18 protein-coding genes are annotated in these 14,895 nt (G+C 69.6%); 11 read left to right on the plus strand and 7 right to left on the minus strand.

Annotation, left to right across the window (positions count from 1 at the left end; translation table 11 throughout):
• The first annotated feature begins 1 nt into the window (after window position 1).
• Complete coding sequence (locus AU196_RS22030) at window positions 2-1,093, plus strand: methyltransferase (RefSeq protein WP_059097209.1); 1,092 nt, start codon at window positions 2-4, stop codon at window positions 1,091-1,093.
• A complete protein-coding gene (locus AU196_RS22035; protein ID WP_059097210.1) occupies window positions 1,093-1,461 on the plus strand; it encodes a RidA family protein in 369 nt (122 codons plus the stop codon). Before AU196_RS22030 ends, AU196_RS22035 begins: the two co-directional genes overlap by 1 nt.
• Here AU196_RS22035 and AU196_RS22040 read toward each other — a convergent pair.
• Window positions 1,449-1,826: a DUF952 domain-containing protein gene (locus AU196_RS22040; RefSeq protein WP_059097211.1), complete on the minus strand. Its 378-nt coding sequence runs from the start codon at window positions 1,824-1,826 to the stop codon at window positions 1,449-1,451. The genes AU196_RS22035 and AU196_RS22040 overlap by 13 nt on opposite strands.
• 154 nt (window positions 1,827-1,980) lie before the next feature.
• Here AU196_RS22040 and AU196_RS25340 point away from each other — a divergent pair, with 154 nt between their 5' ends.
• On the plus strand, window positions 1,981-2,172 hold the full coding sequence (locus AU196_RS25340; RefSeq protein ID WP_082695836.1) for a DUF7455 domain-containing protein: 192 nt from the start codon (window positions 1,981-1,983) through the stop codon (window positions 2,170-2,172).
• Window positions 2,173-2,249: 77 nt separating this feature from the next.
• Complete coding sequence (locus tag AU196_RS22050; RefSeq protein ID WP_059097212.1) at window positions 2,250-3,212, plus strand: YihY/virulence factor BrkB family protein; 963 nt, start codon at window positions 2,250-2,252, stop codon at window positions 3,210-3,212.
• Here AU196_RS22050 and AU196_RS22055 read toward each other — a convergent pair.
• Entirely contained in the window at window positions 3,202-3,438 is a 237-nt protein-coding gene (locus AU196_RS22055) for a DUF3039 domain-containing protein (RefSeq protein ID WP_059097213.1), read from the minus strand. The genes AU196_RS22050 and AU196_RS22055 overlap by 11 nt on opposite strands.
• A gap of 59 nt (window positions 3,439-3,497) precedes the next feature.
• On the opposite strand from AU196_RS22055, the gene AU196_RS22060 reads away from it, so the two are divergent.
• From AU196_RS22060 to AU196_RS22070, 3 genes are all read left to right on the plus strand, one after another.
• Window positions 3,498-3,914, plus strand: a complete 417-nt coding sequence (locus AU196_RS22060) for a DUF3099 domain-containing protein (RefSeq protein WP_059097382.1) — start codon at window positions 3,498-3,500, stop codon at window positions 3,912-3,914.
• Between the two features lie 117 nt (window positions 3,915-4,031).
• Window positions 4,032-5,021: a sigma-70 family RNA polymerase sigma factor SigB gene (gene sigB / locus AU196_RS22065; RefSeq protein ID WP_286141255.1), complete on the plus strand. Its 990-nt coding sequence runs from the start codon at window positions 4,032-4,034 to the stop codon at window positions 5,019-5,021.
• A gap of 160 nt (window positions 5,022-5,181) precedes the next feature.
• Window positions 5,182-5,874, plus strand: a complete 693-nt coding sequence (locus tag AU196_RS22070) for an iron-dependent transcriptional repressor DtxR (protein WP_059097215.1) — start codon at window positions 5,182-5,184, stop codon at window positions 5,872-5,874.
• Here the strand turns inward: AU196_RS22070 and AU196_RS22075 are convergent.
• Window positions 5,871-6,917 (minus strand): DUF4192 domain-containing protein, encoded by a 1,047-nt coding sequence (locus tag AU196_RS22075; protein WP_059097216.1) that lies wholly within the window; start codon window positions 6,915-6,917, stop codon window positions 5,871-5,873. The genes AU196_RS22070 and AU196_RS22075 overlap by 4 nt on opposite strands.
• A gap of 96 nt (window positions 6,918-7,013) precedes the next feature.
• Window positions 7,014-7,709 carry a DUF5642 family protein gene (locus AU196_RS22080; RefSeq protein ID WP_059097217.1) on the minus strand — a complete coding sequence of 232 codons (696 nt, stop codon included), beginning with the start codon at window positions 7,707-7,709 and terminating at the stop codon, window positions 7,014-7,016.
• A gap of 232 nt (window positions 7,710-7,941) precedes the next feature.
• Between AU196_RS22080 and AU196_RS22085 the strand changes: the two genes are divergently transcribed.
• The 3 genes from AU196_RS22085 to AU196_RS22095 are packed head-to-tail and all read left to right on the plus strand — an operon-like array spanning window position 7,942 to window position 10,735.
• Window positions 7,942-8,946, plus strand: coding sequence for a proteasome assembly chaperone family protein (locus AU196_RS22085; protein WP_059097218.1), 1,005 nt, complete (start codon window positions 7,942-7,944; stop codon window positions 8,944-8,946).
• A gap of 48 nt (window positions 8,947-8,994) precedes the next feature.
• A complete protein-coding gene (locus AU196_RS22090) occupies window positions 8,995-10,017 on the plus strand; it encodes an alpha/beta fold hydrolase (protein WP_059097219.1) in 1,023 nt (340 codons plus the stop codon).
• A gap of 31 nt (window positions 10,018-10,048) precedes the next feature.
• Window positions 10,049-10,735, plus strand: coding sequence for a PhzF family phenazine biosynthesis protein (locus AU196_RS22095; protein ID WP_059097220.1), 687 nt, complete (start codon window positions 10,049-10,051; stop codon window positions 10,733-10,735).
• Between the two features lie 7 nt (window positions 10,736-10,742).
• Here the strand turns inward: AU196_RS22095 and nrdR are convergent, their stop codons facing one another.
• Together nrdR and AU196_RS22105 are read right to left on the minus strand one after the other, a co-directional pair.
• Entirely contained in the window at window positions 10,743-11,207 is a 465-nt protein-coding gene (gene nrdR, locus AU196_RS22100; protein ID WP_059097221.1) for a transcriptional regulator NrdR, read from the minus strand.
• 161 nt (window positions 11,208-11,368) lie between these two features.
• Complete coding sequence (locus AU196_RS22105; protein WP_059097222.1) at window positions 11,369-11,815, minus strand: LysM peptidoglycan-binding domain-containing protein; 447 nt, start codon at window positions 11,813-11,815, stop codon at window positions 11,369-11,371.
• Between the two features lie 206 nt (window positions 11,816-12,021).
• Here AU196_RS22105 and lexA point away from each other — a divergent pair, with 206 nt between their 5' ends.
• On the plus strand, window positions 12,022-12,714 hold the full coding sequence (gene lexA / locus AU196_RS22110; RefSeq protein ID WP_059097223.1) for a transcriptional repressor LexA: 693 nt from the start codon (window positions 12,022-12,024) through the stop codon (window positions 12,712-12,714).
• Between the two features lie 7 nt (window positions 12,715-12,721).
• Here the strand turns inward: lexA and AU196_RS22115 are convergent, their stop codons facing one another.
• Window positions 12,722-14,776 (minus strand): sunset domain-containing protein, encoded by a 2,055-nt coding sequence (locus tag AU196_RS22115; RefSeq protein WP_059097224.1) that lies wholly within the window; start codon window positions 14,774-14,776, stop codon window positions 12,722-12,724.
• Between the last annotated feature and the right edge of the window lie 119 nt (window positions 14,777-14,895).

The following is a 14,895-nucleotide window of genomic DNA, read 5'->3' on the forward strand; positions in this document are numbered from 1 at the left end:
CGTGCCGAAACCTCCGAGGGTTCCACCCCAGCGGGTGGTGCGCGCGATCGACCGCGTTCGCGCCGGTCTGCAGCGCCTGCATCGCACGACCGCGCCGGGCAACATCGCCCTGCTCGAACTGGCGACCGGCGCCTGGACGACGGCGGCGCTCTACACCGCGGCCAAGCTGGGGATCGCCGACCAGTTGGCGGCAGGGCCGAAACACTCCAACGACGTCGCCCACCGCGTCGGCGCCAGTCCCGACGGAGTGCACCGGCTGATGCGGGCCCTGGCCAGCCGCGGCGTGTTCACCCAGCGTGCCGACGGGTCGTTCGCCCTGACCCGCGTCGGCCACGCACTGCGCTCGGATTCGCCGGGCTCGTTGCGCGACATGGTGCTGTTCATCGGGCACCCGATCCGCTGGGCGGACTGGGGCAACCTCGAGCATTCGGTGCGCACCGGCGGGACCGCCACCGAGATGTTGCGCGGCATGCCGGTCTGGGACTACCTCGCCAGCGATCCCGAGTTCGCCGAGGTGTTCAACCGGGCGATGACCGCGACCAGCGGCCTGGCCGACGAGGCCGCGTTGAGCGCCTACGATTTCTCCGGGTTCCGGTTGATCGTCGATGTGGGCGGCGGACACGGTGCGCTGCTCTCGACGATGCTGCGCAGTGCGCCGCAGGCCCGGGGCGTGCTCTTCGATCAGCCTTCGGTCGTCGAGAACGCCGGTCCGACGCTGGAGGCCGCAGGCGTCGCGGATCGCACCCGGGTCGCAGGTGGATCTTTCATGGAGTCGGTGCCCGAGGGCGGCGACGCCTATGTGATGAAGAACATCATCCACGACTGGTCCGACGACGACGCGGCGACGATCCTGCGCAACATCCGCACGGCCATGGCGCCCGGCGGCAAGCTGGTGCTGCTCGAGATGGTGCTGCCCGAACGTGCCGACGCATTCATCGGTCTGATGCTCGACCTCGAGATGCTGGTCACCGCCGGCGGCCGGGAACGGACCCGCGGCGAGTACGCGAACCTGTTGTCACGCACTGGTTTTCGACTCACTCGAGTCATCGACACCGTGACTCCGCTGTCGATCGTCGAAGCCGAGCCGGTCTGATGGCGGGTGACCGGACCCACATCGGGTCCGGTTCGGAGTTCGAAGCGCTGGTGGGATATTCGCGCGTGGTGCGGGTCGGCGATCACATCGCGGTGGCCGGCACCACCGGCGCGGGCGACGACGTCGTCGCGCAGACGCGAGACGCCTTGCGCCGCATCGAATCCGCGCTCACAGAAGCTGGGGCGTCGATGTCGGATGTGGTGCGGACGCGGATCTACGTCACGGACATCTCGCGCTGGCGGGAGGTCGGCGCCGTGCACGCGGAGGTGTTCGGGCAGGTGCGTCCGGTTTCGACGATGGTCGAGGTCTCGGCGCTGATCGCCCCGGGCCTCCACGTCGAGATCGAGGCCGACGCTCACGTCCGCTGATCGAGCGGGGGGAACGTGCCGTCGGGCCCCGGCCGGTAGGGCGTGACGTCGGTCACGGCCTGCGCGGGCAGTGGACCGTACAGGTGCGGGAACACCATGGCCTCGGGATCCGTTGGAAGACCGGGCTCCCAGCGCACCGGGTCGGTCAGCCGGTCCGGATCGATGTGGAGCAGCACCAGATCGGTGCGGCCGGCGAAGAGCCGGTTGGCCGGCAGGTGCACCTGCTGGGGTGTCGACAGATGCACGAAGCCGACACGTCCGAGCGAGTCCGGCCGGTGTTCGCCCTCGGCTGAAATCGCCTGCCAATCGGCCGCACTGCACAAGTGCACGAGGACAGGTGGTTTCGGGGTCGAATGTGGGTACATACGTCTAGCCTGCCTGGCCGGCAACCCGGGTTGACGTGAGACACGACACACCGGTGAACCCCTAGGGAACAAGGCCGGAACTGAATACGTCTGACAGAGTGGAGATACGCGAGAGGGTGCACCGCCCGATCGCAGAGAAGGAAACGGAGGAGCCATGACCGCAACTCTGACCAGCCCCGAACTCACGCGGGCTGATCGCTGCGATCGCTGCGGTGCCGCGGCGCGCGTGCGTGCGAAGCTGCCCTCCGGCGCGGAATTGCTGTTCTGCCAGCACCATGCCAATGAGCACGAAGCGAAGCTCGTCGAACTCGCAGCAATTCTCGAAGTGAGCCCCGTCGAGGCGTAAGTCAGGACCACGGCCCGCCAACACGGCCAGCGCCATTGTGGGTGTAACCACCCGTTGTCAGTAATGCTGGTCTGGTCATGACAGACCAGCCCCCGCCGGTAACAACAACCCGACACCACGTTCGCCGCGCCCTCGTTCGCACCCTGTCGAAGAGCTGGGACGACTCCATCTTCTCGGAGTCGGCCCAGGCGGCGTTCTGGTGTGCGCTGTCGTTGCCCCCGCTGCTGCTGGGGATGCTCGGCAGCCTGGCCTACATCGCCCCGCTCTTCGGGCCCGATGTCCTCCCGACGATCGAGAACCAGCTGATCAACACCGCGGACAGCTTCTTCTCGTCCAACGTCGTCAACGAGATCATCGAGCCAACGGTGCGCGACATCGTCAAGGGCGCGCGCGGCGAGGTGGTGTCGGTGGGCTTCGTCATCTCACTGTGGGCGGGGTCGTCGGCGATCTCGGCGTTCGTCGACTCGATCGTCGAGGCCCATGATCAGACTCCCCTGCGGCATCCGGTCCGGCAGCGCTTCTACGCGCTGGGCCTCTACGTGGTGATGCTGCTGTTCGCGATCGGCGCCGCTCCCCTGCTGGCGCTGGGCCCGCGCAAGGTCGCGGAGTTCATCCCCGACGACTGGGACGCCGTACTGCGGTTCGGCTACTGGCCGACGCTGTTCATCGGCCTGATGATCGCCGTCAACATCCTCTACCGGGTGTCGCTGCCGAAACCGCTTCCGTCACACCGCCTGATTCTCGGATCGATACTGGCCACGGTGGTGTTCCTGGTCACCACGCTCGGGCTGCGGGTGTACCTCGGGTGGATCACCAGCACCGGCTACACCTACGGTGCGCTGGCGACACCGATCGCGTTCCTGCTGTTCGCGTTCTTCCTCGGCTTCGCCATCATGATCGGCGCGGAGCTCAACGCCGCGGTCGAGGAACAGTGGCCGGCGCCGACCACCCACGCCCGCCGGATGAGGGGCTGGCTGGAGGAACGCGCCGCATCCGACCGGCCCGCGCCGGTCACACCCGACGAGCCCGCTACTTCTTGAGCGACTCGTAGATCCGTTTGCAGTCCGGGCACACCGGCGAACCGGGCTTGGCCGACTTCGTCACCGGGAACACCTCACCGCACAGCGCGACGACATGGGTTCCCATCACCGCGCTCTCGGCGATCTTGTCCTTCTTGACGTAGTGGAAGTACTTCGGGGTGTCGCTGTCCGTCCCGTCGTCGAGACGTTCGTCGGTGTCGGTGCGCTCGATCGTCTGCGTCTGCATACACACATTGTGCCCGGCAAGTATTCGGTAAGAAATGCGACGGGCGCGGGGGGTGGGTGGTGTGGAACAGTGGAGGTATGAAACACGGCTCCGAGCTGAGTTTCGACGATGAGGGTCGGCCAGTTCTGATCACTCGTGCCGCACCCGCGTACGAGGAGCAGCATCGTGCCCGCGTCCGCAAATACCTCACGCTGATGTCGTTCCGCATCCCCGCCCTCATCCTGGCCGCGGTCGCCTACAGCGTCTGGGAGAACGGTCTCATCTCGCTGGGCATCGTGGTCCTGTCGATCCCGCTGCCGTGGATGGCCGTCCTGATCGCCAACGACCGGCCGCCGCGGCGCGCCGAGGAGCCCCGCCGCTTCGACAACAGGCGGATCCCGTTGTTCCCCACCGCGGAACGGCCCGCGCTCGACCAGCCAACCCGGACCGCACCGCAACCGGACATCGCGGGCGACGATCCCGACGTCGGCCGCTGACGGGCCCGACCGGCCATTCTCAGCACATTCTCAGGCCGTCTGCGAGAAACCGCTGATCAACACGTGTGAAGCACGCGATACCCGGGAACTACTGACGGCACTTGAACGTTGAAGCTCATGACAGACCGAGCTGATCAGGAGGCCGTCATGGCAAATGCCACCACAAGCCGCGTCGATAGCGATCTGGACGCCCAGAGCCCGGCCGCTGACCTCGTGCGCGTGTATCTGAACGGCATCGGCAAAACGGCCCTGCTGAACGCCGCCGACGAAGTCGAGCTGGCCAAGCGCATCGAGGCCGGGCTGTACGCCCAGCACGTGCTGAACACCAAGAAGCGGCTCGGAGAGAGCCGCAAGCGCGATCTGGCCGCGGTCGTCCGCGACGGCGAGGCCGCCCGGCGGCACCTGCTCGAAGCCAACCTGCGCCTGGTGGTGTCGCTGGCCAAGCGCTACACCGGCCGGGGCATGCCGCTGCTCGATCTGATCCAGGAGGGCAACCTCGGGTTGATCCGCGCCATGGAGAAGTTCGACTACACCAAGGGCTTCAAGTTCTCGACGTATGCGACGTGGTGGATCCGTCAGGCCATCACCCGCGGCATGGCCGATCAGAGCCGCACCATCCGGCTCCCTGTGCACCTCGTCGAGCAGGTCAACAAGCTGGCCCGGATCAAGCGTGAGATGCACCAGAACCTCGGCCGGGAAGCCACCGACGAGGAACTCGCCGAGGAGTCCGGCATCCCCGCGGAGAAGATCGCCGACCTGCTGGAGCACAGCCGCGACCCGGTGAGTCTCGACATGCCGGTCGGCAGCGACGAAGAGGCCCCGCTGGGCGACTTCATCGAGGACGCCGAGGCGATGTCGGCCGAGAACGCGGTGATCTCCGAGCTCCTGCACACCGACATCCGGCACGTGCTGGCCACGCTCGACGAGCGGGAGCAGCAGGTGATCCGGCTGCGGTTCGGTCTCGACGACGGGCAGCCGCGCACACTCGACCAGATCGGCAAGCTCTTCGGGTTGTCCCGCGAGCGGGTCCGCCAGATCGAGCGCGAGGTGATGGCCAAGCTGCGCAACGGCGAGCGGGCCGACCGGCTGCGCTCCTACGCGAGCTGACCGCACAACCCCGAACGACCAGCGTGCCCGCCGGATCACCCCGGCGGGCACGCTGTCGTCAACCCCACAGCCGACCGCGTGTGTCGTGACCGACGAAGACCGCAGATGAGGCGGGCCAACCGGTAGACTCGACACGACAGAGGGTCTTGAGAGGCGCCGAATGAACGACTTGGTCGATACCACTGAGATGTACCTGCGCACCATTTACGACCTCGAGGAAGAGGGCGTGGTGCCGCTGCGCGCGCGCATCGCCGAGCGCCTCGACCAGAGCGGTCCGACGGTCAGCCAGACCGTCTCGCGTATGGAGCGCGACGGGCTGCTCCAGGTCGCCGGGGACCGGCATCTGGAACTCACCGAGAAGGGCCGCGCCCTCGCCATCGCCGTGATGCGCAAGCACCGGCTCGCCGAGCGGCTGCTGGTCGACGTGATCGGTCTGCCGTGGGAGGAAGTCCACGCCGAGGCCTGCCGCTGGGAGCACGTGATGAGCGAGGACGTCGAGCGGCGCCTCGTGCAGGTGCTCGACAACCCCACCACCTCCCCGTTCGGCAACCCGATCCCCGGGTTGTCCGAACTCGGGCTCGACCCGCTGTCCCGCGCGGAGGCCGGCAACCTCGTCCGGCTCACCGAGCTGCCGGCCGGCGGTGCCGGTGCGGTCGTGGTCCGCCAGCTGACCGAGCACGTGCAGGGCGACGCCGAGCTCATCGCGCGCCTCAAGGACGCCGGCGTGGTGCCCAACGCGCGCGTCACCGTCGAGTCCGCCGACCACGGCGGAGTGAACATCGTCATCCCCGGCCACGAACAGGTCGAGTTGCCGCACCACATGGCTCACGCCGTCAAGGTCGAGAAGGTCTAACCCGCACGCCGCCGGTTCCGCTGACGCGGCGGCAACCGCACGCCCAACTGCTCGGCCAGCCGGTAGCCCGTGACCGCCAGGTCGCGGATCCTTTCCGGGCGCAAGCCCGATTGCAGCGCCTGATCGAGCATGCCCGCCATCCGGTGAACGGGGTCGAGCCGCAGCGCGGCGTCCAGCGAGACACCGGCCAGTGGCCCGTCACCCCGCGCGTACGCGGAGAACGCCAGCAGCACGAGCGCCTCGGTGCGCCACGGGGCCGGCAGGATGCGCGCCAGCGACACCCACAGCGCCTCGGCCCGGTCGGCGTCCTCCCCCACCGCGAGTGCGAACAGGGTGTCGCGCACCCGCACGTCGCGCAGCGCGCGGCCCAGCCGTGCGGCCACCTCGTCGGACAACACACCACCGTCGGCCACGTGGGCGGCCGCAGCCCGGGCTTCGTCGATCACCGCGCGGGCCTGCCCCGCGGACATCTCGCCCGGGCTGTCGGAGTCCGCGGCGATCACGTCGGCCAGTTCCGCGCTGCGCACCGGGTCGGCGGCCACCACCGCCTGCAGTTCGGCCCGGCGGGTGTACAGCCTGCGGCCGTCGAGCACCGCCGCCACCGCCAGCGGCGACGCCGAAGGATCCTCGATCACGCCGCCGCGGCCGCACCCGTCGGCGCAGTGCCAGCGCCCGCCCGTGGCGACGCGGTCGACCACGTGCGCGCCGAGCAGCGTGATATCCCAGGAGGCCAGCTGTTCGGCCAGCCGGTCGGCGAGTTCCCGGTAGTCGTCGTTGCAGGGGTGGCAACCCGCCCCGTGCTCGTCGACGATCACGGCCCCGCCGCGGTCGGGCCGGCCGGCCGCCGCCACCTCGGCGAGGTGGGCGATCTGTTCGTCCATGTCGTCGTCGAGGTCGAGACGCAGGACGCACCCGAGGTCACCGCGGTCCACGGTCACCAGCACGAGGGACATCTCGGGTACGAAGCCCAAGACGGCGGGCACGGCGGCGATCAGCGTGCCGGGACGGTCGAGTTCGAAATCGGGGGTATGCGATGTCGTCATGCCTCGAACAGTGGCCGCCCCTGCCGTCAGTCCGGCCGCGGCGGCCGCTGCGCCGGCCTCATCTGTGGATGAACCCGCCGCTGGGGAGAACGGCCGTCACGGGGCTGCGCGCCGCAGTGTCAGCAGCGCGTCGGTGAACAGGGTGTCGAGCGCCGAGGTGTCGGGTTGGGTGCCGGGGTCGTTGTTGAGCCACGCGACCGTCAGCCACACCTCGTTGACCTGGGCGCTCAGCGCGAGCACCCGCACGGCGGGTTCGGTGGACCGCTCGATCGTGGCCTCGCTCGCCAGCGTGTCGTCGGCATCCACCGGCGGCGGGGCCACCAGCACGGTGTCCACGGTGCTGACCACCTCTCCCGCGGTGGCGGTCACTGATGCGCAGCGGGCGAGTTGGTCGCGCCGGGACGAGAGCGCGGCGTCGGCGCGGGTGAGGATCACGGTCAGCGCGGCGCCGGTCGAGGGGTCGACGCCCTGTGCGGCCACCGTCTGCCGCGGATCCGGTCCGACGCGTGGCGGTGCGCAACCGGGCGGCTCGACGGTGGCGCCGGTCGGTACACCGTCGACGGCGGCGACGGCTTCGCCGGCCGCCTGTGGGTCCAGAACGGCCGCCTGATAGGCCGGCGGGAAGCGGGACGGTTCGATGAGCGCCTCGGCAAGCACAACGGGCCTCGCGTCGGCCTCCAGCGAGGGCGCGCCGTCGGTCGTCCGCACGCATCCGCACAGCACCGCGCACGTGAGCACCACCGCACCCGGTGCGCCGAGACCCCGCACGAGCACGCCGTTCATCGCGGTCATCGTCTCACCGCCCCGCCGCCGACGGGGTCAGGCGCACCGCGGAGGCAGCCGGCCAGCAACGCCGGTTCAGCCCCCACTGGTCCGGGCATCCTGCGCGGAATGCGGTACCACCCGTACCGTGTTGCCCCGGGTGCCGGTACCCGCGGCAGTGGGCGCCGCAAAATGCGGGACACTTATGGTCACGGCGCGACGTTGCAGAGGCGTTGACACCGCGGCGAGGAGGCGAATCGAGATGGCAGACCATCCAGACATCCCAGAGCAGCAGTACCAGCCCGAGCAGACCGGGATGTACGAGTTAGAGTTCCCCGCTCCGCAGCTGTCCGCCGCCGACGGGCGCGGCCCGGTGTTGCTCCATGCGCTGGAAGGCTTCTCCGACGCGGGTCACGTGGTCCGGCTGACCACCGCGCACCTCAAGAACAGCCTCGACACCGAACTGGTCGCGTCGTTCGCCATCGACGAACTCCTCGACTACCGCTCGCGGCGGCCGCTGATGACGTTCAAGGCCGACCACTTCTCGGGCTACGAGGAGCCCGAGCTGAACCTCTATGCCATGCACGACAGCGTCGGCACGCCTTTCCTGCTCCTGGCGGGGATGGAACCCGACCTGCGCTGGGAGCGCTTCATCACCGCGGTCCGCCTGCTGGCCGAGCAGCTCGGTGTGCGCCAGACGATCGGGCTGGGCTCGATCCCGATGGCGGTGCCGCACACCCGGCCGGTGACGATGACCGCGCACTCCAACAACAAGGAGCTGATCGCCGAGCACACCCCGTGGGTCGGCGAGGTGCAGGTGCCGGCGAGCGTGTCCAACCTGCTCGAGTTCCGGATGGCCCAGCACGGTCACGAGGTGGTCGGCTACACCGTGTACGTGCCGCACTACCTGTCCCAGACGGCGTACCCCCCGGCCGCCGAGGCGTTGCTCGCCGAGGTCGCCAAGACCGCGGCGCTGCAGATCCCGCTGGCCGCGCTCGGGGAAGCCGGCGCGGAGGTCTACACCAAGATCAACGAACAGGTTGAGGCCAGCGTCGAAGTTGCTCAGGTGGTGACCGCACTGGAGCGCCAGTACGATGCGTTCGTCGCCGCCCAGGAGAATCGTTCGCTGCTCGCGCACGACGAAGACCTGCCCAGCGGTGACGAACTCGGCGCCGAGTTCGAACGGTTCCTCGCGCAGCAGACCGGCGAGAAGGACAAAGAGGACCGGTACCGGGACGGCTTCTCCGACGGCGAGGACCGTAGCTGAGCACACCGCACGCCGGAGCCACTCCGGCCCGATGACGAGGTTGGCGCGATGACTGACCGAACACCCAACCTGCGCCCGGTCCGCGATGTCACACCGACACTGCACTACCGCACCATCCACGGGTACCGCCGGGCGTTCCGGATCGCCGGCGACGGCCCGGCGATCCTGCTGATCCACGGCATCGGCGACAACTCCACGACATGGAGCACCGTGCAGACGAAACTCGCGCAGCGTTTCACGGTGATCGCGCCGGATCTGCTCGGGCACGGCAAGTCGGACAAACCCCGCGCGGACTACTCGGTGGCCGCCTACGCCAACGGCATGCGGGATCTGCTCAGCGTGCTCGGCGTGGACCGGGTGACCGTCGTCGGTCATTCGCTGGGCGGCGGGGTGGCGATGCAGTTCGCCTACCAGTTCCCGCAGTTCGTCGACCGCCTCATCCTCGTCGGCGCCGGTGGGGTCACCAAGGACGTCAACATCGCGCTGCGTGTGGCCTCACTGCCGATGGGAAGCGAGGCGCTCGCGCTGCTGCGGCTGCCGCTGGTGTTGCCGACGCTGCAGGTCGCCGGACACGTCGCGGGCAGGGTGCTGGGCACCACCAAGATGGGCCGCGACCTCGCCGAGATGATGCGAATCCTCGCCGATCTGCCCGAACCGACGGCGTCGTCGGCGTTCGCCAGGACACTGCGCGCCGTGGTCGACTGGCGTGGTCAGGTGGTCACGATGCTCGACCGCTGTTATCTCACCGAATCCGTTCCGGTGCAGCTCATCTGGGGCACCCATGATTCGGTGATCCCGGTCAGCCACGCCCGGCTTGCGCACGCGGCGATGCCCGGCTCGCGGCTGGAGGTCTTCGAGGGCGCCGGGCACTTCCCGTTCCACGACGATCCGGACCGGTTCGTCGAGACCGTGGAGCGCTTCATCGACTCGACCGAGCCGGCGACCCATGACCAGGAACTGCTGCGCCGGTTGCTGCGCGCCGGTCTGAGCGAATCGGCGATCAGCGGCTCCGTCGACACCCGCGTCGCCGTGCTCGACGCGATGGGCAGCGACGAACGCAGCGCCACCTGAACGTCGCGCGCCGAACACGTAGCATCGGCCCATGGCCATCGATGTCCAAGTGTTGCGCGTCTTCACCGACCCCGACGGAAACCACGGCAACCCACTCGGCGTCGTCGACGCGGCCACCGTCGACCCCGCCGACCGGCAGCGCATCGCCCGCGAACTCGGTTACAGCGAAACGATTTTCGTCGACATCCCGCAGGCCGGTGCGACGACCGCGCACATCAGGATCTTCACCCCCGCCACCGAACTCCCCTTCGCCGGGCATCCCACCGTCGGTGCGTCGTGGTGGCTGCGCGAGAACGGCCAGCCGGTGCGGACCCTGCAGGTGCCGGCCGGCATCGTGCAGGTCCGCTACGACGACGACCTGACCGTGGTCAGGGCACGGTCCGACTGGGCGCCGGAATTCGCCATCCACGACCTGGCGTCGACCGACGCCCTCGCCGCCGCGGACCCCGCGGACTACTCCGACGACGCCCACCACTACCTGTGGACGTGGACCGACCGCGAGGCCGGACACATCCGGGCGCGCATGTTCGCCCCGGATCTCGGTGTGCCCGAGGACGAAGCGACCGGCGCCGCGGCGGTGCGCATCACGGATTACCTCAGCCGCGACCTGACGATTGTGCAGGGGAAGGGCTCGGTGATCCACACCGTGTGGAGTGCCGACGGATGGGTCAGCATCGCCGGCCGGGTCGTCGCCGACAGCGGGCGCCGTCTCGACTGATCCGCGGTCAGCCCGACCGCGTGACGTCCTGGTGCGCGCGCAGGGCTTCGATCTCGCGCTCGAAATCGGCTGCGGACTCGAAGGATCGGTAGACCGAGGCGAAGCGCAGGTAGGCGACCTCGTCGAGATCACGGAGCGGCCCGAGGATCGCCAGACCGACCTCGTGGCTAGGGACCTCAGGAGAACCGGTCGCCCGGACCGCGTCCTCGACCTGCTGGGCGAGCAGGTTGAGGGCGTCGTCGTCGACCTGGCGGCCCTGGCACGCCCGGCGCACGCCCTTGATGACCTTCTCCCGGCTGAACGGTTCCGTCACTCCGCTGCGCTTGACGACGGCGAGCACCGCGGTCTCCACCGTGGTGAACCGCCGGCCGCACTCCGGACAGGACCGGCGGCGCCGGATCGCCTGACCTTCGTCGGTCTCCCGGGTGTCCACGACGCGCGAATCGGGATGACGACAGAACGGACAGTGCATCACCGCTCCTTCGCCAGACCACCGGGTACGCCCTTCGAACCCTTGCGAGCCTACCCGGGTGCCCACACCGCCGCCGAGGGCGCGGGTCGGTGGCCACGCCACGTGCGGCGCGGTGAGCAGCGCCGGTGCCCCGCACCACGATTCACTGTCCACGAGGCGCGTCAGCCGACAGGGGCGATCAGCGTCTGCCCGGCATCGATCGCCGCCGAATCCAGCTGGTTGAGCTCACGGATCCGCTCCACCACCGCGCCGACCGGGGCGTCGGGGGCGACGCGCTGCGCGACCTGGTGCAGGCTCTCCCCGGTCTGGACCTGAACCACCGCCAGTTCGGCGGGCACCGACGCCTGCTGGCCCGCCACGCCGCCCAGGTTGGCGACCAGGCCGAGCCAGACCGTGATTCCGGCGGCCACGAGGGCGAGCAGCACGGTCGTCGCGGGTGTGATGGGGCGGCGGCGGTGCGAGGCGCGCGACACCAGCACCCCGTTGCCCCGGTGGCGGATTGCCGCACCGGCGGGACGCCCCGCACGTGGCCGCCGGGCGTCGGACGGGCGACGCACCCCGCCCGCGGCCGGTTGCTGCTGGATCTGCCTCACTTCGAGGATCGTCATGTGGGTGCCCTTCCCGGTGGATGTTCGCCTGTGTGTTCGAATGTAGTCGATCGTGTGTTCGATGAATAGAACGTGTGATCGAACTGTTGCAGACGATAAATGAGGGGTCCGACAAGTCCGTCCGAGCGGCCGACGACCCCGGCGGAACGCGACACGCGTCGAACACATGTTTGATCATCGGGCTCCGGGCGACTAGATTCGGCCCCATGAGCGACGACAGCAGCGAGACCCGGGCCGGCGGGCGCCGCGGGGCAGACGCCGGCCTGACCGAACGACAACGCACCATCCTCGAGGTGATCCGTGCCTCGGTGACCAGCCGCGGCTATCCCCCGAGCATCCGGGAGATCGGCGATGCCGTCGGCCTCACGTCGACATCCTCGGTGGCGCACCAACTGCGCACGCTCGAGCGCAAGGGCTACCTGCGGCGTGACCCCAACCGGCCCCGTGCCGTCGACGTCCGCCTCTCCGAGGAGCAGGCGACGCCGGTGGTCACCACCGATGTCGCGGGCAGCGACGCGCTACCGGAACCCACCTTCGTGCCGGTGCTCGGCAGGATCGCCGCCGGTGGGCCGATCCTGGCGGAGGAAGCGGTCGAGGACGTGTTCCCGCTGCCGCGCGAACTCGTCGGCGAAGGGTCGCTGTTCCTGCTCAAGGTGGTCGGCGAATCGATGGTCGACGCCGCGATCTGCGACGGCGACTGGGTCGTGGTCCGGCAACAGGCGGTCGCCGACAACGGTGACATCGTCGCGGCCATGATCGACGGCGAAGCCACGGTCAAGACCTTCAAGCGCAGCCGCGGCCAGGTGTGGCTGATGCCGCACAATCCCGCCTTCGAGCCGATCCCGGGCAACGACGCCGCCGTGCTGGGCAAGGTCGTGACCGTCATCCGCAAGATCTGACGGCCGCTCAGTCGCCGCGGACGAATCCGTTGGTACGCGCGAATTCCTCGCTGGCGAAATAGATTTCGGCAATCGCCTGGTCGTAACCGGGGCTGAACGGCGCCCAGTACAGGCCGGTCTTGGTGTCCGCCTTCACCGGGTAACCCGGCGGCGGAGCGCCGGAGGCGTCGCCGGCCAACTGGATGGCGGTGCGGCCGGGGGTCGGCTCCTCGATGTCGATCGCCGCGTGCCTGCCGCTGGGCGCGTCGTCCACGAAGGGCGCCATGAACGCGGCGGGCATCGCGGATTCCCCGGCCTCAGGTTGCTCGGCCTCGGGTGTCTCGTTCTCGGGTGTCTCGTCGATCCACTCGTCGCCCGCCGGCTCCGGTGCGGTCGCACCACCGGCAGCCGACTCCGCGAGCGCGGGTGCGGGCAGGGAGGGCTCCTCGAGGGCGGACTGGGCCCGGGCCTCGTCGGTCACCGGCGCTTCGATGCGCGTCGGCGCGGTGTCGATCGAGTCGGGGTCGTCCTGTCCGCCGAAGAGACCATCCGGGCCCGGAGACCGCTCCGCCGCGAGTGCCTCGTCGCCCGAATCGTCAGGCGGGCCCCACGGGCCCGCCGACGCGGCCGGTCCACCGTCGGGCCGGTAGCGGGCGGCGTCGGCGAAGACGTCCCGGTCGTCGCGGAACTGGTCGTCGCGGAACTGGTCCTCGCGGTCGCCCCGCCGGCGCCTCCACAGCACCGCGCCGGCGACCAGCCCGACCACGAGCAGCACCGGGATCAGCGCCAGCAGCCACCACCAGTTCCAGCGCCAGCTCAACCACTTGCCGTCGTCCTCGGCGGCCGAGGACTCCGGCTGCGCGGGAGACTTCGGCACCTCCTCACCGGGCACCTCGAGGCCGGCGAGCCGCGGGGCGAGATTCGCCGGCTCGGTGCTGAACCTGCCGGTCGACCGGTCGTAGGACAGCACACCGTCGCTGAACCGCTGGGTGACGACGTCACCGTTCTCGGTCTGATCGGCGGTGGGTGCGCCCAGCGGCCCCTTCGCCCCGTCGAGCTTCGACCATCCCGCGTTCATGGCGCCCCGGACGATCACGGCGCCGTAGTCCGGGGTCCAGAAGATGACCGGCTTGTCCTCCGCCGCGAACGTGCTGATGCGGCTGTTCGAGCCCAGCCCTCCGTCTGCTTCGCTGTTCGTCGGGAAGCCCAGATCGCCGGCAGGCCCGCCCACGCTCTCGTACTTCTCGAGGACCTGACCGGTGACGACGTTCGCCCCGGTCTGCGGGGTGTAAAAGATCTTGCCGCCGGCGTAGTTCTGACCGACCCCGTCGTCGCCGATCTCGTACTGGTCGCCGTCCTTGGCGCCCAGCGGGCCCAGCGCGCCGCCGGCCGCGCGCCGCGCGGCCGCAATGGCCGACGTGGCGTCCTGCGGGACCGACAGGTCCTTGAGCTGACCGGCGAGATCGGGCGGAACCGTGGTGAACGTCTTGTCCTTGCGGTTCCACGACAGCTGCCCGCCGGTGAACTTCTGGGAGGCCACGTCGCCGCGGTAGACCTCGTCCTCGGCGGGTACCCCGAGCACCCCCGCCGATCCGCCGAGCCGGTCCCACGCGGCGTTGATCGCGCCGCGCACGACGCGTGCGCCGGTCGCCGGTGTCCAGAAGATCACCGGTTTGTCCGTGGCGGAGAACGTGGCGTTGCGGCTGTCCGGGCCGACCCGTCCCGGCCCCTCGTCGATCGTGGGAAAGCCCAGGTCACTGTCGGCGGGCCCGCCGAGCGACTCGTACTTCTCCAGGACCGCGCCCTGCATCCAGTGCGCGCCGGTGGCGGGGGTGAAGAACATCTTGCCCGCCGCGAAGTTCTGGCCGAATCCGTCACCGACGGGGTAGACGCCGCCCTCACGCACGCCGAGCGGACCGGTGGGGCCGCCGCTGCCGTCGTAAGCCGCGGTGATGGCGTCGTTGGCCTCGGTGGCCGGATCCGCCGCCGCCAGGGGCGCCGAGAACAGACCCGCCGCTGCCACCGCCAGACCGATCGTCACACGCGCCAGCGCCGTGTGCAGCAGGGGTCGCCGCCCGCTCATCGAACCTCCCGTATTCGGCGCGAAAGTGACTCGAAAGTATCGCGCCAGCCAATCTTGTGACAGCCGACGTCCTTTTCGCGGGCACGACAGGCGATTTTCGCCGAGATATGTGCGAATCC

It is taken from the genome of Mycobacterium sp. IS-1742 (assembly GCF_001500125.1).
Taxonomy (GTDB): domain Bacteria; phylum Actinomycetota; class Actinomycetes; order Mycobacteriales; family Mycobacteriaceae; genus Mycobacterium.